This window comes from Shewanella gelidimarina (assembly GCF_023283945.1).
GTDB classification, from domain to species: Bacteria; Pseudomonadota; Gammaproteobacteria; order Enterobacterales; family Shewanellaceae; genus Shewanella; species Shewanella gelidimarina.
The window spans coordinates 62,629-89,495 of record NZ_JAKIKW010000006.1 but is presented as its reverse complement, the minus strand read 5'-3'; the positions used below and the strand labels follow the sequence as shown (position 1 = coordinate 89,495).

General features: G+C 45.4%; 26 protein-coding genes. 1 reads left to right on the top strand and 25 read right to left on the bottom strand.

What is annotated here, in order from left to right; all coding sequences use genetic code 11:
- Positions 1 to 15: 15 nt before the first annotated feature.
- The 7 genes from fliI to L2729_RS07430 all read right to left on the bottom strand — a co-directional run bounded on the left by fliI (position 16) and on the right by L2729_RS07430 (position 8,597).
- Entirely contained in the window at positions 16 to 1,356 is a 1,341-nt protein-coding gene (fliI, locus tag L2729_RS07460) for a flagellar protein export ATPase FliI (RefSeq protein WP_248987713.1), read from the bottom strand.
- Positions 1,325 to 2,266: a flagellar assembly protein FliH gene (gene fliH, locus L2729_RS07455; RefSeq protein WP_248987712.1), complete on the bottom strand. Its 942-nt coding sequence runs from the start codon at positions 2,264 to 2,266 to the stop codon at positions 1,325 to 1,327. The genes fliI and fliH overlap by 32 nt, the downstream gene beginning before the upstream one ends.
- On the bottom strand, positions 2,266 to 3,321 hold the full coding sequence (fliG, locus tag L2729_RS07450; RefSeq protein WP_248987711.1) for a flagellar motor switch protein FliG: 1,056 nt from the start codon (positions 3,319 to 3,321) through the stop codon (positions 2,266 to 2,268). Before fliG ends, fliH begins: the two co-directional genes overlap by 1 nt.
- Positions 3,311 to 5,008 (bottom strand): flagellar basal-body MS-ring/collar protein FliF, encoded by a 1,698-nt coding sequence (gene fliF / locus L2729_RS07445; protein ID WP_248987791.1) that lies wholly within the window; start codon positions 5,006 to 5,008, stop codon positions 3,311 to 3,313. Before fliF ends, fliG begins: the two co-directional genes overlap by 11 nt.
- A gap of 37 nt (positions 5,009 to 5,045) precedes the next feature.
- Positions 5,046 to 5,378 carry a flagellar hook-basal body complex protein FliE gene (gene fliE, locus L2729_RS07440; RefSeq protein WP_101092219.1) on the bottom strand — a complete coding sequence of 111 codons (333 nt, stop codon included), beginning with the start codon at positions 5,376 to 5,378 and terminating at the stop codon, positions 5,046 to 5,048.
- 782 nt (positions 5,379 to 6,160) lie between these two features.
- Positions 6,161 to 7,513, bottom strand: a complete 1,353-nt coding sequence (locus L2729_RS07435; protein WP_248987710.1) for a sigma-54-dependent transcriptional regulator — start codon at positions 7,511 to 7,513, stop codon at positions 6,161 to 6,163.
- 4 nt (positions 7,514 to 7,517) lie between these two features.
- Complete coding sequence (locus L2729_RS07430; protein WP_248987709.1) at positions 7,518 to 8,597, bottom strand: sensor histidine kinase; 1,080 nt, start codon at positions 8,595 to 8,597, stop codon at positions 7,518 to 7,520.
- A gap of 90 nt (positions 8,598 to 8,687) precedes the next feature.
- On the opposite strand from L2729_RS07430, the gene L2729_RS21660 reads away from it, so the two are divergent.
- Entirely contained in the window at positions 8,688 to 8,813 is a 126-nt protein-coding gene (locus tag L2729_RS21660; RefSeq protein WP_283104173.1) for a hypothetical protein, read from the top strand.
- Positions 8,814 to 9,466: 653 nt separating this feature from the next.
- On the opposite strand, the gene L2729_RS07425 is transcribed toward L2729_RS21660, so the two are convergent.
- From L2729_RS07425 to flgB, 18 genes are all read right to left on the bottom strand, one after another.
- Positions 9,467 to 10,900: a sigma-54 dependent transcriptional regulator gene (locus tag L2729_RS07425; RefSeq protein ID WP_283104172.1), complete on the bottom strand. Its 1,434-nt coding sequence runs from the start codon at positions 10,898 to 10,900 to the stop codon at positions 9,467 to 9,469.
- Positions 10,901 to 11,173: 273 nt separating this feature from the next.
- Entirely contained in the window at positions 11,174 to 11,584 is a 411-nt protein-coding gene (gene fliS / locus L2729_RS07420) for a flagellar export chaperone FliS (protein ID WP_248987708.1), read from the bottom strand.
- A 10-nt stretch (positions 11,585 to 11,594) separates the two neighbouring features.
- Entirely contained in the window at positions 11,595 to 11,912 is a 318-nt protein-coding gene (locus L2729_RS07415; protein ID WP_248987707.1) for a hypothetical protein, read from the bottom strand.
- 22 nt (positions 11,913 to 11,934) lie between these two features.
- On the bottom strand, positions 11,935 to 13,302 hold the full coding sequence (fliD, locus tag L2729_RS07410; RefSeq protein ID WP_248987706.1) for a flagellar filament capping protein FliD: 1,368 nt from the start codon (positions 13,300 to 13,302) through the stop codon (positions 11,935 to 11,937).
- A 42-nt stretch (positions 13,303 to 13,344) separates the two neighbouring features.
- Positions 13,345 to 13,752, bottom strand: coding sequence for a flagellar protein FlaG (locus tag L2729_RS07405; RefSeq protein ID WP_248987705.1), 408 nt, complete (start codon positions 13,750 to 13,752; stop codon positions 13,345 to 13,347).
- A 132-nt stretch (positions 13,753 to 13,884) separates the two neighbouring features.
- A complete protein-coding gene (locus L2729_RS07400) occupies positions 13,885 to 14,703 on the bottom strand; it encodes a flagellin N-terminal helical domain-containing protein (RefSeq protein WP_248987704.1) in 819 nt (272 codons plus the stop codon).
- 299 nt (positions 14,704 to 15,002) lie between these two features.
- Entirely contained in the window at positions 15,003 to 15,824 is an 822-nt protein-coding gene (locus L2729_RS07395; protein WP_248987703.1) for a flagellin N-terminal helical domain-containing protein, read from the bottom strand.
- Positions 15,825 to 15,916: 92 nt separating this feature from the next.
- Positions 15,917 to 17,107, bottom strand: coding sequence for a flagellar hook-associated protein FlgL (gene flgL / locus L2729_RS07390; protein ID WP_248987702.1), 1,191 nt, complete (start codon positions 17,105 to 17,107; stop codon positions 15,917 to 15,919).
- 36 nt (positions 17,108 to 17,143) lie between these two features.
- Positions 17,144 to 18,820, bottom strand: coding sequence for a flagellar hook-associated protein FlgK (flgK, locus tag L2729_RS07385; protein WP_248987701.1), 1,677 nt, complete (start codon positions 18,818 to 18,820; stop codon positions 17,144 to 17,146).
- Between the two features lie 43 nt (positions 18,821 to 18,863).
- Positions 18,864 to 19,934 carry a flagellar assembly peptidoglycan hydrolase FlgJ gene (gene flgJ, locus L2729_RS07380; protein ID WP_248987700.1) on the bottom strand — a complete coding sequence of 357 codons (1,071 nt, stop codon included), beginning with the start codon at positions 19,932 to 19,934 and terminating at the stop codon, positions 18,864 to 18,866.
- 28 nt (positions 19,935 to 19,962) lie between these two features.
- The gene (locus tag L2729_RS07375) at positions 19,963 to 21,054 is read right to left on the bottom strand and encodes a flagellar basal body P-ring protein FlgI (protein WP_248987789.1); all 1,092 of its coding nucleotides are present in this window, start codon (positions 21,052 to 21,054) and stop codon (positions 19,963 to 19,965) included.
- Positions 21,055 to 21,182: 128 nt separating this feature from the next.
- Positions 21,183 to 21,857 (bottom strand): flagellar basal body L-ring protein FlgH, encoded by a 675-nt coding sequence (gene flgH / locus L2729_RS07370; RefSeq protein WP_248987699.1) that lies wholly within the window; start codon positions 21,855 to 21,857, stop codon positions 21,183 to 21,185.
- 90 nt (positions 21,858 to 21,947) lie between these two features.
- Entirely contained in the window at positions 21,948 to 22,736 is a 789-nt protein-coding gene (gene flgG / locus L2729_RS07365; protein ID WP_248987698.1) for a flagellar basal-body rod protein FlgG, read from the bottom strand.
- Positions 22,737 to 22,746: 10 nt separating this feature from the next.
- A complete protein-coding gene (gene flgF, locus L2729_RS07360) occupies positions 22,747 to 23,490 on the bottom strand; it encodes a flagellar basal-body rod protein FlgF (protein WP_248987697.1) in 744 nt (247 codons plus the stop codon).
- A gap of 198 nt (positions 23,491 to 23,688) precedes the next feature.
- A complete protein-coding gene (gene flgE / locus L2729_RS07355) occupies positions 23,689 to 25,050 on the bottom strand; it encodes a flagellar hook protein FlgE (protein WP_102044400.1) in 1,362 nt (453 codons plus the stop codon).
- A gap of 74 nt (positions 25,051 to 25,124) precedes the next feature.
- Positions 25,125 to 25,931 (bottom strand): flagellar hook assembly protein FlgD, encoded by an 807-nt coding sequence (gene flgD, locus L2729_RS07350; RefSeq protein WP_248987696.1) that lies wholly within the window; start codon positions 25,929 to 25,931, stop codon positions 25,125 to 25,127.
- Between the two features lie 25 nt (positions 25,932 to 25,956).
- Positions 25,957 to 26,373, bottom strand: a complete 417-nt coding sequence (gene flgC / locus L2729_RS07345) for a flagellar basal body rod protein FlgC (RefSeq protein WP_248987695.1) — start codon at positions 26,371 to 26,373, stop codon at positions 25,957 to 25,959.
- A gap of 2 nt (positions 26,374 to 26,375) precedes the next feature.
- Positions 26,376 to 26,774: a flagellar basal body rod protein FlgB gene (gene flgB, locus L2729_RS07340; protein WP_101092238.1), complete on the bottom strand. Its 399-nt coding sequence runs from the start codon at positions 26,772 to 26,774 to the stop codon at positions 26,376 to 26,378.
- Positions 26,775 to 26,867: the final 93 nt, after the last annotated feature.

Sequence of the window (26,867 nt, the reverse complement as noted above, 5' to 3'; positions counted from 1 at the left end):
ATTTACTCATCAGCGCTAGACATGACATTGTGCACCGAGTTGGCTCAGCATTAGCTCACTGCTTTCGAAGGTAATGGTATCTTTCATGGTTTGTCGCAAAAATGCATTCATCGCAGGTTGCAAGCGGATAGCATTATCGATTCTAGGGTCACTTCCCTGAGTGTAAGCCCCAATTGAAATCAGATCTTTATTCTGTTGATAAAGCGAATACACCTGCTTAACACGGCGCATCGCTTCTAAATGCGCAGTGCTAATCACCATAGGCGCAACACGGCTAATTGACGCCTCAATATCAATAGCTGGGTAATGCCCTGAATCCGCAAGCGATCGTGACAACACAATATGGCCATCAAGAATGGCACGCGATGCATCGGCGATAGGGTCTTGCAGATCATCGCCCTCGGTGAGCACGGTGTAAAACGCCGTTATAGAGCCTTGCTTGCCGCCGCCGTTTCCTGCGCGTTCAACCAGTTTGGGGAGTTTTGCGAATACTGAAGGCGGATATCCTTTCGTCGCAGGGGGTTCACCCACCGCTAACGCAATCTCTCGCTGTGCTTGAGCATAACGGGTTAGGCTGTCCATCAGTAACAGTACGCTATAACCCATATCACGAAAATACTCGGCAATTCGAGTCGATGTTTCACAAGCGCGAAGTCGCATCAAGGGCGAAGTATCAGCAGGCGCTGCCACCACGACTGAGCGGGCACGCCCTTCTGGCCCCAAGATCTCTTCAATGAATTCTTTGACTTCTCGACCACGTTCGCCCACTAACCCCACCACAATAATGTCGGCGTTAGTCCCTCGCGTCATCATGCCTAACAGCACACTTTTACCCACACCAGAGCCTGCAAACAAGCCCATTCGTTGGCCTTTGCCGACGGTCAACATCGAGTTAATCGCGCGAACACCAACATCCAATGGCTCACTTATCGCTCGCCTTGCTAATGGATTGATTGCGGTTGTATGTGTAGGGGCTTTTTGATCGGTTTGTAGATTGCCTAAACCATCTATTGGTACGCCACTGCCATCGAGCACTCGCCCTAACAATGCCAAACCCACGCTCAGGCCTGATTGCTGACCCAATGGCGTCACTTTAGCGCCTGGCAACACACCGTTGAGTTCTTCAATTGGCATCAGGTAAAGTAAATCATCGTCAAAACCAATCACTTCAGCAACTAAGTCACCGGTCATGGTTTCGATGGAGCACAGACTGCCAACAGAGGCTCGGCAACCCGTTGCTTCGAGCGTCAAACCCACCACACGCACGAGCTGCCCGCTGGCTTCTGCAACAAAAGGGTTAACTTTTTTGTGGTGCTGCGCCAGTTTACTGCGCAGTCGGTGTTGGCGTGTTGGCATGTTCACCTTCGGTTACTGGAGGCTGATCTTGTGAGGGCTGTACAGTCGCAGTCGCGACTTCTGCAGCCGCTGCGGATTGACTGCTCAGACGCTGGTTAAGTAACGCCTCTTCTTGTTGCTCTTTGCGCTGCAACAGATCTTGTTGGCTTTTCTCTAGTTCAAAAAACACGTGCTGAATACGCGTATCCACGGTCATATCAATATGGCTACGGACACTATGGATGATGCAATCACCTGCCGATAAACTGGGGTCGGCTTCAATGTCCCATCGGTTACGTTCCAATTGCGCAGCAGTGTATAAATCGGTGACTAAAGATTCATCGTCTGGTGACAATCTAATGTTCACTTTCTGCTCTTTGATCGGCAGTGAGTCAACGCCTTGACGCAGTGCGCTCAAGATATGCTCAGGATGCGTTTTAAGCTCATGACCGATCACTGCCTTAGCCAAGCTCATTGATGTCGACAACAGCTCTTTTTCAATTTCGGTATCTAATATACTCAGCGGTTGTTCAAATTGGGTAAGTAACGCTTCGAATCTTTGTAGTATCTCAGCGGAGGCCTGCAGGCCCGCTTCGTAACCTTGCTCTTTTCCCTGCTCAAAACCTTCAGTATGGCCTTGCTCCAGCCCCTCTAAACGGCCCTTTTCAAGTCCTTCTGCATGGCCGTTTTCTTGACCCTGTACAAAGCCTTCTTGCTCGGCGTGAGCACGGATATCTTCAATTTCGGTCAGTGTTGGAGGTAAAATCGCTTCAATTTCGGTCTCATCGTCTACGTCAACATGCAAGCCATGTCGACCAAACATATTCAGCGATGAGCTATCAATCTCTTCTGTAATATCGGGAAGGTCCCAATGACCAAACTCATCAGTGGTATTGACGGTTACCCCTTTGGGCTCTTTAGGATCAGCCATTATAAGAACTCTTCACCGCTGCCGCCACCGAGCATCAACTCACCACTTTCACTCAGACGTCGTGCAATTGATAAAATCTCTTTTTGAGCGACTTCCACTTCGCTAATTCGAATTGGACCCATCGCCTCTAAATCATCACGCAGCAGTTCAGCGGCACGTTTAGACATGTTACTCAGTAACTTCTCTTTGAGTTGTTCATCTGTGCCTTTTAGCGCCTTCATCAACACATCTTGCTGCACTTCTCTAAGCAATACCTGAATACCCATATCGTCTACATCGCTTAGGTTTTCAAAGACAAACATTAAGTCTTGGATCTGCTGTGCCATCTCTTCATCAGACTCGCGCATGGTTTCCATCAGGTGACTTTCAACGCCAGTATCGAGGTAGTTCATGATGTTAGCAGCCGCTTTCAGGCCACCCATCTTGGCAGCTTGTGCGCCACCTTGGCCAGCAAACTGTTTCTCCATAATATCGTTAAGCTCTTGTAGCGCTGCAGGTTGCACCTCTTCGAGGTTTGCAATACGCATCATTAAATCTAAACGGGTATTTTCTGGGAACTGAGCAAAAATTTCTGCCGCTTGGTCTGGCTCAAGATAGGACAGCACAATCGTTTGAATTTGTGGGTGCTCATTTTGGATAATGGTCGCGACTTGGCGCGCGTCCATCCACTTAAGTGAATCGAGACCTTTAGCCCCACTGCCCATAATAATCTGTTCGATAAGATTGCCGGCTTTGTCTTCGCCAAGCGCAGCAGTAAGCGCCTTACGCACAAACTCTTCACTGTTAAAACCGATAGAGGAGTACTTTTGGATGTCATCCAAGAATAGCTTATGCACGCCAATGACTTTCTCTTGTCCAAAATCTTGCATCGCTGCCATTGCCATACCCACCTTTTGAACCTGCTTAGGCTCAAGGTGTTTCAGAATAGAAGCGGCATCACTTTCGCTTAGGCTCAGGAGCAATATGGCCGTTTTTTCAACACCCGTTAAATCTTGAGCTTTAAAACCTGCAGCAGGTGCAACGGTTTTGCCCTCTACACCAATATTATTTGTCATCTTCTAATAACCAATTTTTCACGACTTGAGTCGATAGTTCAGGTTCATTCGCGACAATGGCGCGGATGGCTTTAATCATGTCATCATCTTTATGCAGATCGGGGATTAAAATCGACCCATCATCGGCATAACTGTATTCAGCTTCGGGTCGCTCGAGCATGCCTAATGTGTCAGCGGCATACTGATCTTCAATCTCAGCAAGCTCATCACCTATCTTTGGCTCGTCAAGCATTTTGGCGCTATCAGGGTAAACAATACGTTTCAGCATAGGGCTGATGACAAACACCACAATAACCAGCGCAACTAAAGTCCCCAAGCCCAGCTTCACTCCACGCCAGAACCAAGGTTGTTCCCAAACTTCAACTGCTGGAGCATCTTCAATGAGTTGGTCCATAAACGGCACGGTAACCACTTCAATCATGTCGCCACGTTGAGTATTAAACCCGACGGCACCTTCAAGCAAGCGACGAATGTTAGCCAATTCTTGCTCGGTGCGTGGCACTCTGGTCACACTGCCGTCTTCGGCAACTGGAGCGTTTTTAAAATCAACAGCAACCGACACACTCACGCGTCTTAACGTGCCAACTTGTTGGCGGGTATGGCTTATGGTTTCATTGAGTTCATAGTTTCGGGTGGCTTCTTTATGGCTGTTACCAGATCTAACCGAGGTCGATTCGCTACCAGCCTCTTGTGGGATATCTGCGTTCATTGGTGGTTGGTTAGACAGCGCCCCAGGAATACCGCCACTGGTGTTGCCATTTGAATTATTTTCCACCACCATTTCACTGCGCAGTGCAGGTAAATCGGGATTGTAGCGCTTAGCGGTTTGTTCTACGGCAGTAAAGTCCATGCTGACGTCCACTTGAGAAGTAAAGTTCTCAGGCCCCAAGATTGGCATCAAAATAGACTCAACCTTGTTACGATACTCAGACTCTTTTTGCTGAACAATTTCGAGTTCGCGGCGCGCAATGGCCGATACGCCATCTTGGCTGCCGGAATTAAGCAGGCGACCGTTTGAGTCAGTCACTGTGACTTTATTAGGTTCTAAGTTATGTACCGCTGACGCCACAATATCGACAATTGAATCGACCTCTTCTTGGCCAAGGCCGCCACGTCGGGTACTCACTACCACTGTCGCACTCGGCTTTGAGCGATTGCGAGCAAATACGTTTTCTTTTGGTAAGGCTAAGATGACTTTAGCGCGGCTAACACTTTTTAACTCTTCGATGGTTCTTGCAAGGTTTTGTTCTTGGCTATGTTTAAGGCGGGCTTGTTCCATTCGCTGGCTCACGCCAAAACCACTGTCTTTACTTAAATAGTCGTCATTTGTAGCGGCTTGATCTAAACCAGCACGGCTTAGCATCATCTTCACATCTTGATATTTGTCTTCTGGGATCTTAAGCACATCCCCTTGGATCTGGTAGGGGATTTTATTCTTATCAAGTTCATCGAGTACTTGTACCATCTCCTGAGTATTCATTTGACCCAAAGGACGATATTCAGGCTCTTGCGCCCAAATCATCACAAAAACAGCCAATGCCAAACAGATCGCTAATGCCAAGATCATGGTCACTTGGCGTAACATATCGATATTACCAATAGAGCCCATCACACCAGATTTATGTTCCTCTTGAACGCCACCTGATTGTCCACTGGTTGCGACATTTGAACCTGTTCCTACGACCATTTCTGTACTCACAATTGCTACCTGCTGTTAGTTAGGCCTAAACAGGCATACTCATAATGTCTTTATAAGCTTGTACCAGCTTATTTCTTACTTGCACTGTTGCTTCAAAAGCAACGCTAGATTTCTCACGCGCAATCACGGTATCAGATAATGTCACTGTGGTGTCGCCCATATCAAGGCGAGTGGCCAAATTACCCGCATTCGATTGAAGTTCGCTCACATTTCCAACAGCTTGAGAGAGAAGCTGCCCAAAATCAGCACCTGAAGTGTTATTCACTTGGCGAGCAATACCGGTTTGGATCCCAGGTGAGCCAATTTGGCCGTTAAGTGACTGCATCTCTTGCAGTAAAGAATTAGCGCCGATTTGCATTACTATCTCCCAATGTCGTTTTCTTGACGAAAAACTTATATTGAACTAGATAAAGCAGTAATCGTGCCAGAGTTTAAATGAACGGTAAAAAGCGGGGAAAGCTAAGACGAACGGTGGAAAGCGAATAGAGCTAAGCCGGGACAAGCAAAGACGGACGCTTCGCTTACTGTAAAGCGGGGAGAAAGCTAAGACGAAACAGGCAAAGACGGACGCTTCGCTTACGGGAAAAGCAGGAAAAGCAGGAAAAGCAGGAAAAGCAGGAAAAGCAGGAAAAGCAGGAAAAGCAGGAAAAGCTTAAAACAAAAAGCAGCCAAAGTTCAACAAACCTCTTCCATAGCTGCTTAAATCATCTCAGCTTGAATCGTCTCAGCTTGTATCGTTTCAGCTTGAATCGTCTCAGCTTGAATCGTCTCAGCTTGAATCGTCTCAGCTTGAATCGTCTCAGCTTGAATCGTCTCAGCTTGAATAATCTCAGCTTGAATCGTCTTGGCATTATCCGGCTCTTAACCGATGTTCACCGTCTCAGCTTGAACCGTCTCAGCTTGTATCGTCTTGGCATTATCCGGCTCTTAACCGATGTTCACCATCTCTGCTTGAACCGTCTTTGCACTATCCGGCTTTAAACCGGCTCTTAATCGGCTCCTAACCAGCTCTTAACCGATGTTCACCGTCTCTGCTTGAACCGTCTTTGCACTATCCGGCTTTTAATCGGCTTTAAACCGGCTTTAAACCGGCCCCTAATCGGCCCCTAACCAGCTCTCAGCCCGAATCGAAATCGTCTTTTAAGCCGGTATTTTAATCCCAGAGTCGCGCATTTTAGCCATTTTATAGCGTAGAGTTCGAGCACTGATCCCCAGTTTTTCGGCGACGGCTTTACGGCTGCCATGACATTGAGTCAAAGTTTCTAGAATAATCACGTGTTCCTGTGCTTTAAGTTCAGTTCCTAAACCGTCAAGCTCTGTAGTCTTTTCCTCTTCGACAGGAAATGACTCTGCGTTAAGCGGAATATCGCAATTATCGATAATAATATCAGCGAGGGTTATTTCGTTAGACACATTTAAAATCAGCGCACGTTGTACCACATTGTCGAGTTCGCGCACATTGCCAGGCCAACGGTGGGTTAACAATCTCCGCGACGCACATTCAGCCAATACTGGTACTTCGGTTTTATTCATCGCTAAAGAGTGACGATTAATAAGGTGTCTTGCTAAGGGCAAAATATCCGCAGGACGTTGATTTAGCGCTGGCCAAGTGAGCGGGAATACATTGATCCGATAATAAAGATCTTCTCTAAACTCTCCCGATGCCGCCAACGCTTTTAAATCACGGTTTGAGGTCGCCAATACGCGTACGTCTAGCTTAATGGTCTTACGGCCACCGAGTCGCTCCACTTCGCGCTCTTGTAACACTCGCAGTAACTTCGCTTGCAAGCCCACTTCCATCTCTGAAATTTCATCAAGCAGTAGCGTGCCGCCTTGTGCTTGCTCAAATTTACCTGGGCAGGCTTGATAAGCGCCCGTAAATGCGCCCTTTTCATAGCCAAAAAGCGTTGCTTCAAGCATGTTCTCAGGAATTGCAGCGCAGTTTATCGCGACAAAAGCCCCTGTAGAGCGATTGCTGTGCTGATGAATAAAACGCGCCAAGACCTCTTTACCACTGCCACTTGGGCCCATGATCATCACAGATGCATCTGACGCGGCCACTCGTTGAGCCAGAGATAGCAGGGCTAAACTCTTTTCGTCGGCGACAACCGGGGTGCCCTCTGTCGATTTAGCGGGTAGGTATCTTGATACTTGGTTAAGCAGCACTTCGGGTGAAAAAGGTTTAGCCAGATAATCGACGGCGCCTAACTTCATCGCATTGACCGCGTTATCAATCGTTGCGTAAGCCGTCATCAATAACATGGGGACTTTAGGGTGATTATGTTGCAGGTAATTAAGCAAGCCTAAACCGCCAACCCCCTCCATTTGCACATCACTTATAACCATATCAAATGAATCATTTTTTAACGCCAGAATGCCCGCTTCTGCCGATTCAACATCTACGCACTCATATTGCGCTAGCATAAGCGTGTCTAATAAGGCTTCTCGTAATGAAGCATCATCTTCAACTAACAGTAATTTACCTTCAGACATGCGTTTAAGCTCCTACGACTGATTCAGTGATATTGGCTTTAGCCACTAAAGGGAATTTAAGCGAGGCGGTGCAGCCTTCACCAACATGACAACTCAACTGCATCATGCCACCATGATTATTCACCACAGATTGCACCACTGCCAGTCCAAGTCCCGTGCCTTGAGGCTTAGTGGTAAAGAAGGGTTCAAGCACTTGTTGCTGCATGTCAGCATCTAACCCTTTGCCGTTATCTATCACATCAACATGCAGTGCTGTGGCCGTATCGTAGGCCTTTATCTCTATCTTGGTCGCGCCAGCTTCAATGCTGTTCACCACCAGATTATTTATCGCTGAACTTAACGCTGAATCATTTGCGCGAATACCCTGTCTCGAATGATTGACAAAATCCAGCTGGCAGCCTTTTTGCGCCGAGATTGGTTGGCAGTTATTCAGTACGCTATCCATCACCTCTTCAATAGAGACAATCACGTCCAGTTCCTGCTTGCGGCCTTTTGCCATTAGCAGCATATCGTTAACTTGATGCTCTAACTCGTTGAGTCTATCGACCAGCTTTCCCTGAAAGCGCTTTCTTGCGGTATCGGAAATTTTAGGGTTGGCAAGATTGGAGGCATACAACAAGGCGGCACTCAGAGGCGTACGCACTTGGTGTGCCAGTGTTGCCACCATTTTGCCTAATGCTGACAACCTTTGTAGATGTGACAGGTTCTTTTGCAATAAACGGGTTTCGGTCAAATCAGTTAACACGATGAGCTGACCAGGTTCTGGCGTTAATGGCGTAATCGCAAGTTTAACGCGGCGCCCATTGCGCAGTGACACTTCATGACCATCATCATCTTTAGGTGAGAAAGCCTGATTGATCACTTTAAACCAGCGTAGCCCTTCTAATGGACCGCCAAGCAACTCGATTGCTACCGGATTTGCGTCTGTCACAATACCATCACCATTGATGATCACTACACCCGATGGCATCGCCTGCAGAATATGATCCATACGATTGGACATATTCGCGGCTTGCTGAACGTCGACCTGTTGTGGACGATGGCTTGTTAGTGCATCAAATTGTGGCTGAGGGACTGCGGACATTATGACTCCGTCAAAAAAACTGCATTTGAGGGGGTGAAGCAGGTTTTGTGCCAACTTAGGAAGGCACTAGGAAAGCAGAATAAAGCTAAGATGAAACAAGCTAAGATGAACGGTGAAAAAACGAATAGAGCTAAGACGAAACAGGCAAAGACGGACGCTTCGCTTACGGGAAAAGCAGGAAAAGCAGGAAAAGCAGGAAAAGCAGGAAAAGATTAAAACAAAAAACAAAAAAACAAAAAAAGCCAGGAGCTATGCTTCTGGCTTTCTAATTTTAAATCAGTGCTTATAATTAGCTCGTACCATCTCAGCTCGAATCGTCTTAGCTTGTAGCATCTCTGCTTGAACCGGCTTTAAACCATCTCAGCACTATCCGGCTTTTAATCGGCTTTTAATCGATTTTTAATCGATTTTCACCGTCTTAGCTTGTATCGTCTTTTAATCGGCTCTTAACCGATTTTCACCATCTCTGCTCGAACCGGCTTTTAATCGGCTTTTAATCGATTTTCACCGTCTCAGCTTGTACCGTCTTTAAATCGGCTCTTAACCGATTTTCACCGTCTCTGCTCGAACCGGCTTTAAACCGTCTCAGCTTGTACCGTCTTTAAATCGGCTTTAAACCGATTTTTATCGTCTCTGCTTGTATCGTCTCTGCATTATCCGGCTTTAAACCATCTCAGCTTGAATCGTCTTGGCTTGTACCGTCTTAAAACCGGCTCTTAACCGATTTCCACCGTCTCAGCTTGTACCGTCTTTAAACCGGCTCTTAATCGATTTTTACCATCTCAGCTTTAATCGTCTTGGCTTCACCGTCTTAGCTTGTACCATCTCTGCTCGAACCGGCTTTAAACCATCTCAGCTTTTACCGGCTTTTAATCTTTACCTAAACCATATTTACGCATTTTCTCAACCAGCGTTGTACGGCGAATACCGAGCATTTCAGCTGCGCGGGCAACCACGTTATCTTGCTGATCTAATGCTTGTCTAATCATGTCGATTTCAAGCTCAGCCAGCAGATCTTTTAAGTTAACCCCTTCAGGAGGCAGCTCACTTGGGAAGCGAGACTCAGGTATCTCAATAGGCTCGTCATCATTAAAGATAGAGGCTAGCGCATCACGCTCAAGCTCCTCTTCACTGACTTCTATACAATATTCTGGTACATCAATATGACGATACTTAATCGGTAAGTCATTAACATCAACCAGTCCACCGGGGTACAAGATGGTTAAGCGCTCGACTAAGTTGGATAACTCACGAACGTTACCAGACCATGCATGCTCTTTAAGCGACTCTATGCCTCTTTGAGTAAAACGCACTCGGCCACGGCCTTCGTTATACACTCGGCTAACCAGTTCTTGCAATAATAATGGAATATCTTCTTTGCGTTCACACAAAGCAGGCATTTCTATTGGAAACACATTCAAGCGGTAATAGAGATCTTCTCTAAAGCTACCCTCTTCAATCATGTTTTCAAGATTTCTATGTGTCGCCGCAACAACTCGAACGTCAGCTGCAATAGACTTACTGCCACCCACACGTTCAAACACTCGCTCTTGTAATACACGTAGCAGCTTAACTTGCATTTGCAGCGGCATGTCGCCTATTTCATCAAGAAACAGAGTGCCTTTTTCTGCTAATTCGAATCGACCTTTACGGGCACTAATTGCACCGGTAAATGAGCCTTTCTCGTGGCCAAACAACTCGCTTTCTAACAATTCTGCCGGTATTGCACCACAGTTAACTGGAATAAAGGGTCCATCGCGGCGCTCTGAAATATAATGAATATTTCGTGCTACAACCTCTTTACCTGTACCTGATTGCCCAAGGATTAACACTGTGGCTTCAGAACTGGCAACTTGGCTAATGAGGTGGCGCACGTTAGCGATACCTTCACTGCGGCCAACGAGGCTGCGAAACAGTTTTGTTTGATTGGCACTGGTAGGCACATCAGCTCGCTTCACTTGGCCAAAAACTTGGCAGAAGTGAAGTAACTCAGTGAGCTGAGGATAATTTAGTGGTTCTTCGATACAGCCAAGAATATTCGAGGCTTTAACATCGGCAACGTCACCCAGCAGCAAAAATGGCTGCCACGGAAGCGCTCCAGCCAAAGACTGAATAAGTTCTTTTGATTGAGCTTCAGCGGGCAAAACAATCGCACGAAAACGCGCTTGTTTTGTATGCAACTCAAGTTTATCGAAACCGACTAACTCGACTTGCTCACCTAAAAACTCAAAAACACATGACAAGCGATTAATTCGCTCTGACTGGTTACCGACAAGTAGAATTCGTTGATCTTTTTGCATCATTCCGAAGGCCGTTAGGCTTATATGTATCAGCGCATTAATTATTAGTGTTAGTTGCTTATTATTTAAAGCCGGTAGCTTCTCAAAGAAATACCTTCAAATCCACTACCAAACTGAATAGTGTATTATCGGCTCGCCATTAGCAAGCCTCTGATGAAGTTTATGATAAACAGGATCTATTTTGCTTAAAAACTCAGCACTCGCCAATTTGGCATCGACAGTATTTTGACAGATGTCAAAAAGGAGAGCCGTATTTTTCTTTCTCGTTAAGTAAAATCAGCTCATACCTGCATATGAATCAATGTGGTGTTTGTCTGAAGGTATGGCGTCCCATCCTTCTTTAATGGTTCTCAATATATCACTAACATCATCCAAAGCTTTAGCATCATTATTGGCGTTTGCTTCCGTAATACGACGCAACATAAAGTCATAAAGATCACTCAAATTTTGAGATACGTCTCCACCAGCATCCATATTAAGACTGTTATTTAGCCCCGTTATAATACCTATAGCCTTGCCAACATAAACTCCTTTACTTTGTAAGTCATTATTTTCAATCGCATAGCGACTCTGTGCAAGACGTTGTAGTGCCCCATCAAACATCATCTGAATAATACGATGTGGTGAAGCAACTGAAATTTCACTGTCTAATGAAACCTTACGATATGATTGAAGTGATCTTCTCATTAAAACCTACCTAATTTGTATCTATAGCTTTATAAACATTTAGCTGTCGTTTACTTTTACGTCCTGCATGCAATAGCGTTTGGCGATGTTTCAAGATGGTTTTTGCTTGTGCCTCAAATACTTTAGTAAGCCCAAGTTGCTTTTCCATCTCAATAGCATCTTCAATACTTGCATTTTCAAAGACACTCACAAGTAAAAGTTGACGCTCCCCCACCATAACATGCAAAGATAATACCAACTCGTCGCTAGTTTCATCTTCAACTGCTACAATCTGTAATTCTTTCAGTACTTCAACTAATTTAATATTTAACTCTGACAAAGATTGCAACTCACTTGCCTCCTAAAATACCTTACGATTTACGAACAACACCTGGCAGAGATTTTAATCTGTCCGTAAGTCCCTCACTCTGCTTATTGAGCTGGCCTACGATTAAATCCATCGCATTAAACTGCTTAAAAAGACGAGCTTCGAGCATTTCCATCTTCAATGAAAAAGATTCTCGCTGATCATCTAATCTGCTTTTATCACTGGTCAATGCATTGTCACGAGTGTCGATCAACCCACCCGTTTTTACATAGCTTTCCACCAAGCTGTCAAGACTGCTAGCGATACCTTTATCCGGGGTAGAGAATAACCCTGATACTAAATCCATATCTTCAGCAATTGCCTTATCAAGCCTAGTATCATTCACCGACATTTTGCCATAGCGATCGACTTCAACGCCTATGTCATATAAAGCAACAGTTTCACCATCCACATCGACTCGATTACTGATCATATTACGCATTTGCGATTCTATGGCACGGATCATTGAATCGCCTTGTAACGCTGCCGACACCTTTTTTTCAACGTCATAATTCGACAATTTATCGATAGATCCAACTAAAGTGTTATAGGCTTCAACAAAAGCTTTAACGTTTTCTTTAACAGCTTTGTCATCTTGCTCAATCTTGAGGATTGATGACTTAGTTAAGTCCGCATCAGTGAGTGAAAGAGTCACACCCGTAATCGCATTATCAACATCATTACTTTGCGAGGTCACTTTTTGGCCATCAATATACAACACCGCATTTTGTGCAGCTTGTAACGTCGATAAGTTGGCCCCACCAAACATATCATTTAGCCCGCTGCCAACCGTATCGGTTGCAGTGATATTGACCTGATTATCAACACCTGACTCATCAGAACTCAATACCAGACGGCTACCGCCATCACTGGTAATAATCGTCGCGGTAACACCAGGATTATCGGATGAATCATTAATTTTATTAGCCATCATTTCTAATGAATCTGTTGCCTCTACCGCCACAGAAAATGATTCACCGTTTACTGAGAGATCCAGCGAGCCTTGGCCAACAGGCAGGGCTGAGTTCGCAACATTAGCACCGGCAACTTTATGAGTCTTAGCAAGTTGTTCAACTTCAATCTGATAGGTGCCCTTCTGCGCCGATTCATCTGCGGTAGCGCTAAAGTAACTGCTCTCACCAGTAGACACTTTTCTAATATTAAGCGCTGCTGGATCACTGAGCTTTTCAAGCGCGTCTTGAAAGGTAGATAACTGACTCTTGAGTGTGCCTATAGCAGAGACCTTAGCGTCAATGGTTTGTTCTTTTTTATCGAATATGGCTTCTTTAGGTAATTTTTCAGCATCGACGAGCACACCAACAATCTTGTTAATGTCTAACCCTGAACCAATACCTGTTGCTGTTAATGCCATACTTGCCTCCTAGACAACATACAAATTTATTGACGCTAGTAATTACGCCTCTGTTTTAAGCAAGAACCCCGCCACTTCTGCAAATTTTTTGGCTAATTCTAGCGCTTCTTCATTAGGGATCTGACGGATCAACTCACCAGAGTCTACATCCATTACACTCACCACATTGCGGCCAGAGCGGTCGTCAACGGTAAATGCAAGTCCTTTGCGCATCAACGACATCATATCGGTAAGCTCAGCCGTCAGCGTATTGAGGTCTTCAGCATTGCCTGCTTCACCCTCTTTCCCCTGCAGCGCTTTATCGGCTCCAATGGATTGCTCGGCTTCATCAACGTTGGCCGGATCAAACGTACTGTCGTTATTTAATATTTTTGATTGCTCTACCGGCTTGCCTGTCGGTGCTATGTAAGCCGTTACCGCTATTGTGGAACCAGCGAAATTTACATCCATTGTCATACTTCACCTCAATAAAAGTTATTCTAGCTATGTCATTTAGACGGTTCTATCTGGAATATAAAACAATAAAGGGGAGATCCATGACGAATCTCCCCTTTAATACTGCCTAGACATTAATTCGCTATATTAAAGCAGAGATAACGCTACTTGTGGTAGTTGATTCGCTTGTGCCAGCATGGCTGAACCCGTCTGCTGTAGTACTTGGTTCTTAGTCATTGTTGCTGTTTCTTTCGCGAAATCCACATCAACGATACGGCTCTTAGCATCAGCCACGTTAGCCTGTGTATTAGCACTGTTACTAATGTTATGTGATAGACGGTTTTGAACCGCACCAAGCTCTGCACGTTGGCCATCGATTTTTTTAATTGCTGCGTCGATATTGGTTAAAGATGTTGTACGATCAGCTGCGGCTCCCACCGATAGACCACTTACACCCAGTGAAGAGGCCGTCATTCTATCGACCTTTACATCAATGTTTTCTCCATTTTGATGACCCACTTGAAATGATTTACCGGCAGTAAAACCACCCGACATTAATTTAGTGTTACCAAATGCGGTCGTATCAGCAATAGCGGTGATCTCTGACGAAAGCGCCGTTATTTCATTTTTAATCGTGGCTAAATCATCAGCACTGTTTGAACCATTTTCTGCTTGGATGGTAAGGTCTCGCATACGCTGGAGCATGTTAGTTTGCTCTTGCATTGCACCTTCAGAAATCTGTGCGATTGAAATTGCATCGTTAGCGTTACGCATACCCACTTCTAGACCACGCACTTGCGAGTCCAAACGGTTAGAGATAGCTAGACCAGCAGCATCATCCTTCGCACCATTAATACGAAGACCACTTGATAAACGCTCCATAGAGGTTGCCAAACCTTGACTAGATGCATTCAAGTTCTTTTGTGCTTTCATTGAAGTAACGTTGGTGTTTACTGTAATAGCCATAATTTGATTCCTCTTAAGTGCCTGGCTTTAAAACTTGCCTGTCTATTTACGCCAGGCGGGTCTATTGGGTTACAGTAACTTTAACGGCAGCATTTTTTTATTCTTTAGCTGATTTTAAATATTTTATTGTTTATTTTTTTATCCCTTTAAATACAATTACTTAATAGCAGCCGATTATAGCAAGCTCTAAAAAAGAAAACCCACACTCCCTGCTTTCGCATTGAGTATGGGTTATTTCATTAAACATGATTTTACCTATTAAATTGAGTTAACATACTCGTAATAGATATGGCTATAGATTAGCCTAGTAACGATAATGCCACTTGTGGCAGTTGGTTTGCTTGTGCCAGCATGGCTGAACCCGTCTGCTGTAGTACTTGGTTCTTAGTCATTGTTGCTGTTTCTTTCGCGAAATCCACATCAACGATACGGCTCTTAGCATCAGCCACGTTAGCTTGTGTATTAGCACTGTTACTAATGTTATGTGATAGACGGTTTTGAACAGCACCAAGCTCTGCACGTTGGCCATCTATTTTTTTAATTGCTGCGTCGATATTGGTTAATGATGTTGTACGATCAGCTGCGGCTCCCACCGATAGACTACTTACACCAAGTGAAGAGGCTGTCATTCTATCGACCTTTACCTCAATGTTTTCACCATTTTGATGACCCACTTGAAATGATTTACCGGCAGTAAAACCACCCGACATTAATTTAGTGTTACCGAAAGCAGTAGAGTCAGCAATAGCAGTGATCTCTGACGAAAGCGCCGTTATTTCATTTTTAATCGTGACTAAATCGTCAGGGCTGTTTGAACCATTTTCTGCTTGGATGGTAAGGTCACGCATACGCTGGAGCATGTTAGTTTGCTCTTGCATTGCACCTTCTGATATTTGCGCAATTGAAATCGCATCGTTAGCGTTACGCATACCCACTTCTAAACCACGCACTTGCGAGTCTAAGCGGTTAGAAATAGCAAGGCCGGCTGCATCGTCTTTTGCACTATTAATACGAAGACCACTGGATAAACGCTCCATTGATGTCGACAAGCCTTGACTTGATGTATTTAAGTTTTTTTGCGCTTTCATCGATGTCACATTGGTATTAACAGTAATAGCCATTTTTATATCCTCTGTCTTAATTGATTGCCAAGACTTCAGACTTGGCTAATTTCGGTTAATTTACATTCAAATTATTTAGGTGGTACTAGCTCTTAGATATAATCAAACAGCGATACAGTGCCCACCTTAGTAAATACGCTTGATGCAGCACTAAGAGCTTGTTGTTGCTGCTCTAACTGCGTTATCGCCTCGGCATAATCCAAATCTTCCAACATGGATAATGCTGAGTTATTTATAATCTTCTCATCATCATGTGACGTCCCATAGCTTTCTAAACTCTTTAAGCTATTTCCCGCAACACCCCTTGCAACATTGAGTTGATCCATACCACTATCAATATCATTCAACATTTGTGCCAACTCTGATTTTCCTGATTGAGTATTTACCTTATTAGGATCTTCAATCAGGGCTATGGCACTATTGATGGTATCGAGCAGGCTCACTTCAGGCTTATGATCCATAGTGAAAGCATCGCCAGATGCAGGCATGCCGTCGATCTTCACTTCGATACCATTAAACGAGACCGGTTTTTTGGGATCGAAATTGGTCTCTGTTGTCACTAGCGCATTTGTAGAATCTCTGACTTCTAAATCGTTACCAATCATAGTGAAGGTATATGTATCAGCAACATGTGTTATGGAATTTGTCACTTTAGCGCTTTGAACGGTGAACTCACCGGTTTGAGAGGCCAAATAATTGACGCCATAATCACCTAAGCTATTCGCAGCGTTCATAAAAGCTAAATCACCTGGAATATTGGCTCCGACAGTCACACCAGTAGCCACGATACTGCCTCGTACACCACTGTCACCGTTATAAATGGCATTACCACTGGCATCGAACTCAAATGGTTGATTATTAGTATTAAAGCCGCCGAATAGATAGTTACCAGACTCATCTTTGCTGTTAGCAATTGCCATTAACTCTTCTAAGCCGCCACGCATTTCATCGGCAACAGTTTGCCGATCGGAATCCGATAATGTGCCGTTTACCGCCCGCAACACTTGTTCTCTGATACTACTGGTCACAGTTTCAGCACTGCCAAGCTTACTTTCTGATACAGATAAGCGATTCGTCGCATAATCAATATTCTTTAGAAACTGATCAACCATTGCATTTTGTTGCTTCAAGTTATCTATACCGACAGCCGCCACGGGATCATCTCCGGCTGTATTGACCCTTTTCCCCGTTGATAACTGTTCAATGATCTGACTAGTTTGTGACTGTTTTTGCGTCACACTATTAATGTTTTGATGAAACATTTGTGCGGTAGAAATTCGCATAAACTTAATCCTTAAGTCCTGTATTTAGCTTCAGCATTAGCGCAATGCGCTAAACAAAGTATTAAATATTTCCGTCGCGGTAGTCATGATCCGCGCCGACGCTTGATAAGATTGCTGAAAGCGCATTAAATTAGCCGCTTCTTCATCAAGATTCACCCCTGACACACTTTGAACTCGGGTATAAGCTTGGTTGTAAATAGCCCCAGCTGAGCCCACTGATATTTCGGCTGACTTAGTCTTACCGCCAATATCGAGTTTGGTATTTTCAAAAACATCCGTGAGGGTGGTTTTACCGCCGTTCATCATTTTGGTTTCACTTAACTTCGCCATATTGATGAGGTTGCTGTTGTCGCCTTCAGCGGCAGGACTTCCTATGGCAGGAGCAGTCCCTGCAGCGGCAATGCCTTTGCCGTCGCTCATGGTGACCGATAACGCCGTGGCTGCACTTGAGGTGGGACGGATTTCAAATTTGTCACCACCTTGTAGCAATAAAGGATCATCGATATCGATACTAAAGCCACTCGCGCTAGACAAGGTATTGCCAGTAAGGTGGAGCTCCGTTTTCGTGCCTGTGCTATTGTCTTTTAGCTGATAAATGGGTGGTGTCGTGTCGGTATAACTCAGTTCATAGCTGCTGCCGGTAAGTGAGCCAACGTCATCAATATTGACGCTTAAATTAGCATTACCGGTATTGGTTGATAGCGCGCCGACCCGGCCTAGCTGCATTGAAGGGTCGTTAATATCGGTAAAGATATTTGCGCCCACTTGGCCATTGAGATCAAAACCTTGCGACTGTGCCTGATTAAATGCATCCGCAACGCCAAGCGCAAATTGGCCCAGTTCTAGTTGTGCGGGGATCAAGGTGTCATCACGGTAATCAACCAACGCCCCCAACTGCCCGCCGACTTTTGACGCATCAACCACTAAACTTTTACCACCCGCTGAAGCGGTTATTTGCAGCTCCTGCGCGTGAGGATCACCCGGTTTAGTGCCAATTTGCATTGATACTTCACCGGACACCAGCATAATTGAACCACCAAGCATGACACTCTTAGCGCCGGACTCTAATGGCACCACATTCACTTCGGCATATTCACTAAGCTCGAGGATCAGTGCATCTTGCTTATCAAGCAACTGCATATCTTGGCCCTGAGATTTCATTAGCTCAAGGTTTAGGCTGCCAAGTTCATTACTGATCTCATTGATACGGTCGGTGACGGCCGAAATTTGGTCGTTGGTTTGACCCATCTGTCCGTCAAGATGCTGCTGCATCTGATTAACGTTGTTAGCCAACTGATTGGCATTGGTCAGTAAAGAATCACGAAGTCCTAAGTCATCAGGAATATCAGCCAAGCTGTTTATACCCGCAAAAAAACTGTTTAGCGATGTTGGGACAGCTGAGCCGATTTGAGAAAACAGTTGGTCGAGTTCAGACATTTTTCCGTAAGTTGTTTGAGCTTCACTTACTGCTGTTTGGCCAATACGTAATTCACGCGCGGCGTAATCGTTATAAACGCGTTTTACGTCAGAGACATAAGTACCTGCACCATAAAATTCGCTGCCCATTTTTTGAGATTCTAGGCTCGATTGTGAAACTACCTGACGGTTGTATCCATCGGTATTCGTATTGGCGATATTGTTACTGGTAATCGCCAGTTGAGATTGTGACGCTAGCACCCCGGTGCGAGCAATGCTCAGCAAGTCCATTGACATTATTTACAACTCCCCATTACAAACGGTTGCAAAATTGGGTTTATCATTGCTTAACCCCTTGTAAAATTTCTTTAAAATCTCGAGTGATTGTTTTCATTACCTGCATGACTTTATCGGTATACTTTGGATCAGTGGCGTAACCCGCATCTTGCAGTGACTGCACAAAGGCTTGTGGATTGGCGGCCTTTTTCATCGCGTCTTGGTAACGTTCGCTATTGGAGACAAATGACACAAAATCGTTAAAGCTCTGGCCGATATCCTCATACACTCTAAAATCTGCCTTTTGCTTGACCGCAACGCCCTGTTGATACTCCAGTGTATTGACCTGGGCTTTGTCGCCCTGCCAACGGTTGTCAGCCTTGATATTGAATAAATTATTACTTTGCTGTCCAGCAACGCCCTTAACCATTTTTTGGCCCCAACCTGTTTCCAGTGCTGATTGTGCGATTAGCACTTCAGGGGTGGTGCCTAATTGTTTAGCGGCTTTTTCAGCATGGGGGTATAAACGACTCACGAACTCATCTTGACTGGTAAAGTCTGCTTGTGACTTGTCGGCATTCAGTGCTGCCGACGGCAAAATCTTGCCACTTAAGAGAGAATCTAATGTTTGCGGCGCGACGCTAGTGCCAAGACCCAAAGGCGAAGTTGCGGTGGTAACGCTTGCAGTATTACCCAGTGGTGGCGACGCTGCAGTTGTGCGTGAGGTTGGCATCTGCATCGCATGGCCGTCATCGAGTGTAAAACCATTGGATCTAGCAGAACTGTCACTGTCACCTCTTAATACTGAGGCCGGTGTCATTGGACTGTTAGTGGGGTCGAGTTGCTGCACCATCAAGTCAGCTAATCCGAGCATGCCTTGGCCTGAGAGGTTCAAAGACATCTGCTGATCATGCATCTGCTCGTAAAATTTGGTGTATTGGCTGTTCATCGGGCTGTCGGATTCAAACACAGCATTAGCATCTCGCATGCTCTTCATTAGCATTTGTACAAAAATACCTTCAAACTGTTGCGCCACTTCTTTTAGCGCACTGTTTTCACCTTTCTGGGCTTTGGATCTGAGTGAGTCTAATCCCCCCAGATCCAAAAATTGCGATGCATTCGACAGCTTATCCATGACTCATTCCCACTCAAACCGACAATTTTTAGATTATTATCAGTTCACCATGCAAAGCGCCTGCCATCTTTAACGCTTCAAGTATTGCCAGTACATCTGAAGGTGCAGCTCCAACGAGGTTAACCGCCCGTACTAACTCATCTAGCGTGGTGCCAGGGTTAAACATAAACATGCGACTATCATCTTCAGAAACATCAATGGTGCTATCAGAAGAGACCACGGTTTGACCATTACCGAATGGATTAGGTTGAGAAACTTGAGTTGCTTCGGCAATCGTCACCGTTAAGCCACCATGAGTGACCGCAGCTGGCAATAATTTGACGTTTTGCCCGACGACAATGGTGCCCGTCCTTGAATTAACAATCACTTTAGCTGACTCTTCAGCAGGTTCGATTTCGATATTTTCAAGCGTGGCTAGAAATGACACCCGCTGTGATACATCACGTGGTGCACTGACTTGCACAGACGCAGCATCAAGCGGTCTTGCCATGCCAGGGCCTAATAAGTCATTGATTGCATCTGACAATCTTTTAGCGGTTGAAAAATCAGCACGGCGGAGGTTAAAGGTAAGATAATCACCTGTCGAAAATGGCGTAGCAACCGTACGTTCAATAATCGCACCATTAGGAATGCGGCCAACGGTGGGGGTATTTTGAATCACTTTAGAGCCGTCTAGCCCTTCAGCACTAAAGCCACTCACGACCATGCTGCCCTGCGCAATCGCATACACATTACCATCGATCCCTCTAAGGAAGGTCTGTAGTAGCATGCCGCCACGTAAACTCTTAGCTTCACCTAAACTTGACACTGCAATGTCTAAGGTCTGCCCCGGTTTGATAAAGGGTGGCATGTTGGCACTCACCGCAACCACGGCGATATTTTTAATTTTAGGTCTGAAGTTATCCGGCAAATTAATACCAAAGTTCTTCAACATGGTTTTAAATGTTTGCTCGGTATAGCGTGTCTTTTCGCCGGTGCCAGGTAAGCCAACCACTAAGCCATAACCAATCAATTGGTTACTTCGTACCCCTTGGACATTGGCTATATCTTTAATACGCTGCGCCTGTACCGGTGAGGCAATCACTAATATCGCACAAAGTAATGCCAGTTTTATTTTCATCATGAAAAGTCCTTCGCTAATGCAAGCAAGCTTATTGCCGCTCCACAGCTGCCCTTACAGGCGGTTAAATGTCGCAATCCGCACGGCACCTTGGCTTATAATTGTTGTTATGAGTTATCAATGACGACCTAAAATGGCCACCAGCTCCCCATAAAGAATGAACTGAGCCATCCCACTTTTTGTACTTCGGCAAACGTACCCGTTCCGCTGTATTGGATCCGTGCATTTGCCACTCGCGGCGAGTCGATGGTGTTATCTGGACGAATGTCTTGGGCACGCACAATGCCAGTAATACGCACAAACTCATCGCCGTTATTAATGCTTATCCACTTCTCACCCCGAATCACTAAGTTGCCGTTATTGAGCACTTTCATCACGTTAGCGGAGATACTGCCTGATAAACTGTTGCTTTGGTCAGCGTCTGATTCGCGCTTAGTGTTCATGCTGTCTTTATAACGTAAATCGATGGGGTTGCCACCGATGGTAACGTTACCGCCGCCGGCATAAATCGGGTCAAGAGACAGATCGGTACCTTTTTTAATTTCGTTATTGGCACTCTTTTTAGCTTGAGTCGATTCCATCAGTATTACAGTAATAATATCGCCCACTTTCAATGCCTTAATATCTGAATAAAGGCTTGAGGCTTGACTGTCTTGATACATAGACCCGGTTGCGGCAATTTTTGTTGGCGGCGCTTCAGGGTAAACCGGTGCGTAATACGGATCGTCAGCAATCGGCTTTCCATTGGTTGAACTACAACCTGAAAGCGCAGCAATAACGATTAACATCCAGTAACGACTCATACAAAAACTCTCTTCACATTTAAGGCATATTCAATGCCATATACGTTGAAATTAACAGTGGCGAATAAGCCACTTAAACTGATTTTACGCTTACAAATTCTGGTTCACGTACGACAACATCTGATCAACCGCAGAGATAACCTTGGAGTTCATCTCGTAAATACGCTGACTTTCAATCAGGTTCACCAACTCTTCTGTTACGTTAACGTTTGAGGTTTCTAATGCGCCTTGGCGAATCGCGCCCATACCATCAAGTGATGCCGTACCCTGAATAGGCGTGCCGCTGGCTCCGGTTTCCATATAAAGGTTTTGCCCCATAGGATTCAGGCCTGCAGGGTTAATAAAGTCTGACATGGAAAGCTGACCAACTACTTGGTTTTGAGCATTACCCGGGGTTTTAACTGACACTTCGCCTTCAGCCGATACCGTAATACTGCTGGCATCATCAGGAATGGTAATGGCAGGTTGCACCACATAACCCGAACCTGGCGTTACAATTTGTCCGGTGTCATCCAAGCTAAATTGACCGGTGCGGGTATAAGCTGCTGTGCCGTCTGGCATCTGCACTTCGAAAAAACCAGGACCTTCGACCATCAAGTCTAACGAGTTATCGGTTGTCAGCATGTTGCCTTGGGTAAAGACTTTTTGAGTCGCCACCACTTTAGTACCGGCGCCGATGTTCAAACCGTTAGGTAATTTAGTATTTGACGCACTAATACCACCCGCTTGATTCACGTTTTGATAGAGCAGATCTTCAAAAACGGCACGGCTCTTTTTAAAACCAATGGTGCTGGCGTTGGCCACGTTGTTTGAAATTACAGCAATGTCAGTTTGCTGAGCGTCTAAACCAGTCTTACTTATCCATAAAGCGGGATGCATAGTCTTTCTCCTAGCTTATGCGCATTAATGAGGCGGAAGCTTTATCGATTTCTTCTGCTGTTTTCATCATTTTGACCTGCATCTCAAACTGACGTTGTATGTCAATCATCGATACCATTTCATGTACTGCATTAACGTTACTGCCTTCAACAGCACCGCTGAGTAGCCCAACGCTAGGATCTGCGGCAGCTACTTGACCCGTTATTTGACGGAATAAACCATCTTGGCCACGCATCAAATTTTCATTACCAGGGTTGACCAACTTAATACGGCCCACCTCTTCAATAACCTCAGCAGTGGCACCCGATGGGCGGACAGAGATAATGCCATCTTGAGATATTTCAATTTTTTCGATAGGCAGTGGCAACACGATGGGGCCATTGTCACCCATCACAGCCGTGCCTCTATCATTGCGTAAGACGCCGGTGGTATCGAAGCTTAAGCTACCTGAACGAGTGTATGCTTCGCTACCATCTGCGGCTTGAACCGCAATCCAACCATCGCCTTTTACGGCAATATCTAGATTTCTACCGGTGGTTTTTATCGGACCACTGGCAAAGTCAGCTGACGGGTTTTCGGTCATGGCGAACACGCGCGTTGGCAAACCTTCACCAAAGGCTTGCATCGAACGCGCCTGAGCGAAATCCGATTTAAACCCGTCAGTACTAGCGTTTGCCAAATTGTTGGCACTGATAGCCAACGCATTCATATTCTGTTTCGCGCCGCTCATGGCGACATAGAGTAACTTGTCCACTTAACGCTCCGTCAAACTTCCGTCTAACGTATTAGATAGCAAGCATCGTGCCATAAATGTAAGTGTTGCAATGGGATGTAAAAAGAGGGAGTTGCTGCAAGAATATAAACAATGGGATTAAAAGAGGAAACACGTTGCCGTGGCGGCAACGTGTAAACGTATAACGCGGCTAAAAACCGCGTTAACAGACCTTAATGATTATCGGATCTGCAGTATGGTTTGTTGTAGCGTATTGTTGACTTCCAGCGTTCGTGAGTTAGCTTGGAAGTTACGTTGAGCAGAGATAAGGTCAACCAACTCGGTGGTCAAGTCGACGTTAGATTGCTCTAGCGCTGAAGAACGAATGCCACCAAAAGTGCCACTGTTTGCCTCACCCGCTAATGCTGGGCCCGAATCAATGCTCGCTTTCCAAGAAGTATTACCCGCTTGTGATAAACCTTGCTCGTTGGCAAAGCGGACTAATGCTACCCGTGCCAATGGCACTGTTGAACCATTACTATAACTGGCGTTGACAAGGCCATCAGCCCCCACTTCAACGTTAGTTAAACGACCTACTGTAGTCCCGTCTTGGGTTAATTCTGTCACTTCAAATGGCGATGCATATTGAGTCGGTTGATTAAACTTAAGGTTTAATGTTTGCGTACCATCAGCGCCAGCGCCGAGAACATTGGCGCCGCCAACTCCGAGGGCTTCAGTCTTAATGGTTGCAGGATCACTCCCCTCATATCCACCCGTATCGTTAAAAGAGATTGCTGCGCCTTTCCAGCCACCCGCCGTTTCAGCCGGTGCCGTGCCATCTATCGTACCATCACCACTATTATCAACATTATAAGTGCCTGCAGCAGGGTCGACATTCACTTTTTTGCCGTCAACTGCGTAAAATGCAACCCAGTTACTTTCGCCAGTGTGCGCCGCATTGGGTGGGCGAACAAAATAGCTTGTCATAACATGTGGCTCACCTAATGAATCATACATGGTGACCGACGTTGAATTGTTGAATGTATCAGGGTCATCGGGGTTGAAATCTGCAGGGCTAAATGTCTTATCTCCCGCATTCAAGTTCATCTGCATACCGATATTTTCAGTTTTTACTGGGCTACCTGCCGTATCCGGAATTTTGACGGGCTGGGTGGTGGTCAAACTCACTGAGGTTGAGTTGCCATCTTTATCAACCGGGAAGGTTTGCAGAAAGTTACCTGCTGAATCAACCATGTAGTTATTTGAGTCAAACTTAAACGCACCCGCACGAGTAAATGAATGATCCTGCGAGCCCACTTCCGATGACGTGACGAAGAAACCGCCACCGTTAATCGCCATATCAAGTGAGTTATTGGTAAATTGTAAGCTACCTTGCTGGAACTGCTGCGCCACCTGGCTGGTTGCAACACCGCCACCGACGGTTGTTTTGCTGTTAGCAAAAATAGAGGTCGCGTAAACATCGGCAAACTCAGCACGTGATTCTTTAAAACCCGTGGTGTTAACGTTAGCGATATTGTTTGCGGTTGTATTGAGATCTTTTTGCGCAGCAGATATACCGCTCAGAGCAATGTTAAATGACATAGTTCACCTCTATCCTTGTTCAATTCGTTTTAGGAGAGGTTTATCTGCCTCTCTTATTAATATCTGTCGTGCGTTTACGATTCTGACACCGCTAATACATCACTAATCTTAATACCGCCAACGCCGCGCAAATTCAAAATAGCGCCGGTAGCTGCTGTCCCTAACGACACGCTCGTGACGTGAGCGTAAGTTGAAACGGGTAATTCTTCACTCTTGCCATCGACTTTACCTGTGACTTTTAGGGTGTAACTCCCTTCAGCAACGGGCTCGCCATTTTTACCCATACCGTCCCAAGTCACCTCAACGTTGCCACCCGCACTGCCATCCACTTGAAAACTAGATATCAGCTGACCAGATTCGTCTTCGACGCGAACGGTTAAGTCTTTAATCGTTTCAGGCGTACTGACGACAGCCCTTATGGCCGGTTCTTCAGCTGAGATATAACCGGTATCGGATGGGATAAGTACTTTTTGCCCAACCAGACCTGACGCTTGCAAGGCTTGGCTTGATGTCGTTAGCGCATTGAGGTTAACAATCTCTTCGTTAAGCTTGCTAATACCGTCAACGGTCGAGAACGATGCCATCTGTTGGATCATTTGATCATTGTCGACCGGCTTAAACGGATCTTGCATCGACAACTGTTGGCTCAAGAGCGAAAAGAAATCCTCTTGCGATAAGTCCTGACTATTGGCTTCAGGTATTGAATTTTCTGCAGGCAAACGCAAACTGTCTAAAAACGGATTACCCGTTGTCGGAGTCGACGTTGCTACCGCGTTACTTTGTACCGTCGTCTGCGTCGCAGCTTGCGGCGTAACAGTGCTAGCACTTTGTGGCTGGCCTGTTGCAGATTGCGTGTTATTGAGCGGATTAATAAGGCTCAAAATTTACCTCCAGCTTTCACTGAGTTTATTTACCAATTCTAAGGGTTTGCTGAAGCATCGATTTTGCAGCTTCAGTCACTTGTACATTCATCTGATATGAGCGAGAGGCAGAAATCATGTTGGCCATCTCCTCCATCACATTGACATTGGGCTTATAGATAAAGCCATCTGTGTCGGCCATTGGATGACCTGGCGAGTATTCTTTATTTAACGGTAAGTCACTTTCAACAATTCCCTTAACGGCAACGGCTTGTGAGGCACTTTGATGCTGTTGAGCTTGGTTCATTTCAGCTTCAAAAATAGGATGACGAGCACGATAGGTCTTACCCACACTGCTAGATACTGAGTCCGCGTTAGCAATATTACTGGCCGTGGTATTGAGTCTGACCGATTGCGCCGACATACCCGAACCTGCGACGTTGAAAATATTAAATAAACTCATAGTTATTCGCCTCTAATCGCTTTTTTCATGCCTGAAAACTTGCTGTCTAGAAAACCGAGTGACATTTGATACTCAAGGGCATTTTTCATGAAGGCTGATTGCTCCTCTTGAATGTCTACTGTATTACCGTCACCGGTGTCTGGCTGATTCGGTACCCGATAAGCGACATTTTGCTGCGTTAACGCGGCTAAATCGAAGTGCTTGCTATCGCTTTTGGTCATGGACAAGCCCGATTGACGTGACTGCGCTGAATTCATCGCTTTAGCAAAATCAACATCGCGGGCTTTATAGTTTGGTGTGTCGGCATTGGCAATATTTGAAGATAGGACCTCTGCACGTTGAGAGCGTACGCCCAAAGTGTACTGATGTACGCCTAATGCACTATCAAAATTAATCGCCATAAAATTGCCTCCTCAGCTCGATAGCTAGAATAAAGCAATTGGTGTGCCAAATTAGCCTAAAAGAATGAAAATAGACGATTTACTTAGGGAGTA

What these genes read in the sequence shown, in the direction of transcription:
- fliH (WP_248987712.1), bottom strand. Translation starts at nt 2,266, where the DNA reads ATGGCTGATCCTAAAGAGCCCAAAGGGGTAACCGTCAATACCACTGAT.
- flgE (WP_102044400.1), bottom strand. Translation starts at nt 25,050, where the DNA reads ATGTCATTTAACATTGCTCTGAGCGGTATATCTGCTGCGCAAAAAGAT.
- fliE (WP_101092219.1), bottom strand. Translation starts at nt 5,378, where the DNA reads ATGCAAATCGGCGCTAATTCTTTACTGCAAGAGATGCAGTCACTTAAC.
- L2729_RS07395 (WP_248987703.1), bottom strand. Translation starts at nt 15,824, where the DNA reads ATGGCTATTACTGTTAATACCAATGTGACATCGATGAAAGCGCAAAAA.
- L2729_RS07430 (WP_248987709.1), bottom strand. Translation starts at nt 8,597, where the DNA reads ATGTCCGCAGTCCCTCAGCCACAATTTGATGCACTAACAAGCCATCGT.
- flgB (WP_101092238.1), bottom strand. Translation starts at nt 26,774, where the DNA reads ATGGCGATTAATTTTGATAGTGCATTAGGCGTACATCAGTACACTTTG.
- flgC (WP_248987695.1), bottom strand. Translation starts at nt 26,373, where the DNA reads ATGAGTTTATTTAATATTTTCAACGTCGCAGGTTCGGGTATGTCGGCG.
- flgH (WP_248987699.1), bottom strand. Translation starts at nt 21,857, where the DNA reads ATGAGTCGTTACTGGATGTTAATCGTTATTGCTGCGCTTTCAGGTTGT.
- fliS (WP_248987708.1), bottom strand. Translation starts at nt 11,584, where the DNA reads ATGAGAAGATCACTTCAATCATATCGTAAGGTTTCATTAGACAGTGAA.
- L2729_RS07425 (WP_283104172.1), bottom strand. Translation starts at nt 10,900, where the DNA reads ATGATGCAAAAAGATCAACGAATTCTACTTGTCGGTAACCAGTCAGAG.
- L2729_RS07375 (WP_248987789.1), bottom strand. Translation starts at nt 21,054, where the DNA reads ATGAAAATAAAACTGGCATTACTTTGTGCGATATTAGTGATTGCCTCA.
- L2729_RS21660 (WP_283104173.1), top strand. Translation starts at nt 8,688, where the DNA reads ATGAAACAAGCTAAGATGAACGGTGAAAAAACGAATAGAGCTAAGACG.
- fliF (WP_248987791.1), bottom strand. Translation starts at nt 5,008, where the DNA reads ATGGTCGTAGGAACAGGTTCAAATGTCGCAACCAGTGGACAATCAGGT.
- L2729_RS07405 (WP_248987705.1), bottom strand. Translation starts at nt 13,752, where the DNA reads ATGGATGTAAATTTCGCTGGTTCCACAATAGCGGTAACGGCTTACATA.
- L2729_RS07435 (WP_248987710.1), bottom strand. Translation starts at nt 7,513, where the DNA reads ATGTCTGAAGGTAAATTACTGTTAGTTGAAGATGATGCTTCATTACGA.
- fliI (WP_248987713.1), bottom strand. Translation starts at nt 1,356, where the DNA reads ATGCCAACACGCCAACACCGACTGCGCAGTAAACTGGCGCAGCACCAC.
- fliG (WP_248987711.1), bottom strand. Translation starts at nt 3,321, where the DNA reads ATGACAAATAATATTGGTGTAGAGGGCAAAACCGTTGCACCTGCTGCA.
- L2729_RS07400 (WP_248987704.1), bottom strand. Translation starts at nt 14,703, where the DNA reads ATGGCTATTACAGTAAACACCAACGTTACTTCAATGAAAGCACAAAAG.
- flgJ (WP_248987700.1), bottom strand. Translation starts at nt 19,934, where the DNA reads ATGGATAAGCTGTCGAATGCATCGCAATTTTTGGATCTGGGGGGATTA.
- flgK (WP_248987701.1), bottom strand. Translation starts at nt 18,820, where the DNA reads ATGTCAATGGACTTGCTGAGCATTGCTCGCACCGGGGTGCTAGCGTCA.
- fliD (WP_248987706.1), bottom strand. Translation starts at nt 13,302, where the DNA reads ATGGCATTAACAGCAACAGGTATTGGTTCAGGGTTAGACATTAACAAG.
- flgL (WP_248987702.1), bottom strand. Translation starts at nt 17,107, where the DNA reads ATGCGAATTTCTACCGCACAAATGTTTCATCAAAACATTAATAGTGTG.
- flgG (WP_248987698.1), bottom strand. Translation starts at nt 22,736, where the DNA reads ATGCATCCCGCTTTATGGATAAGTAAGACTGGTTTAGACGCTCAGCAA.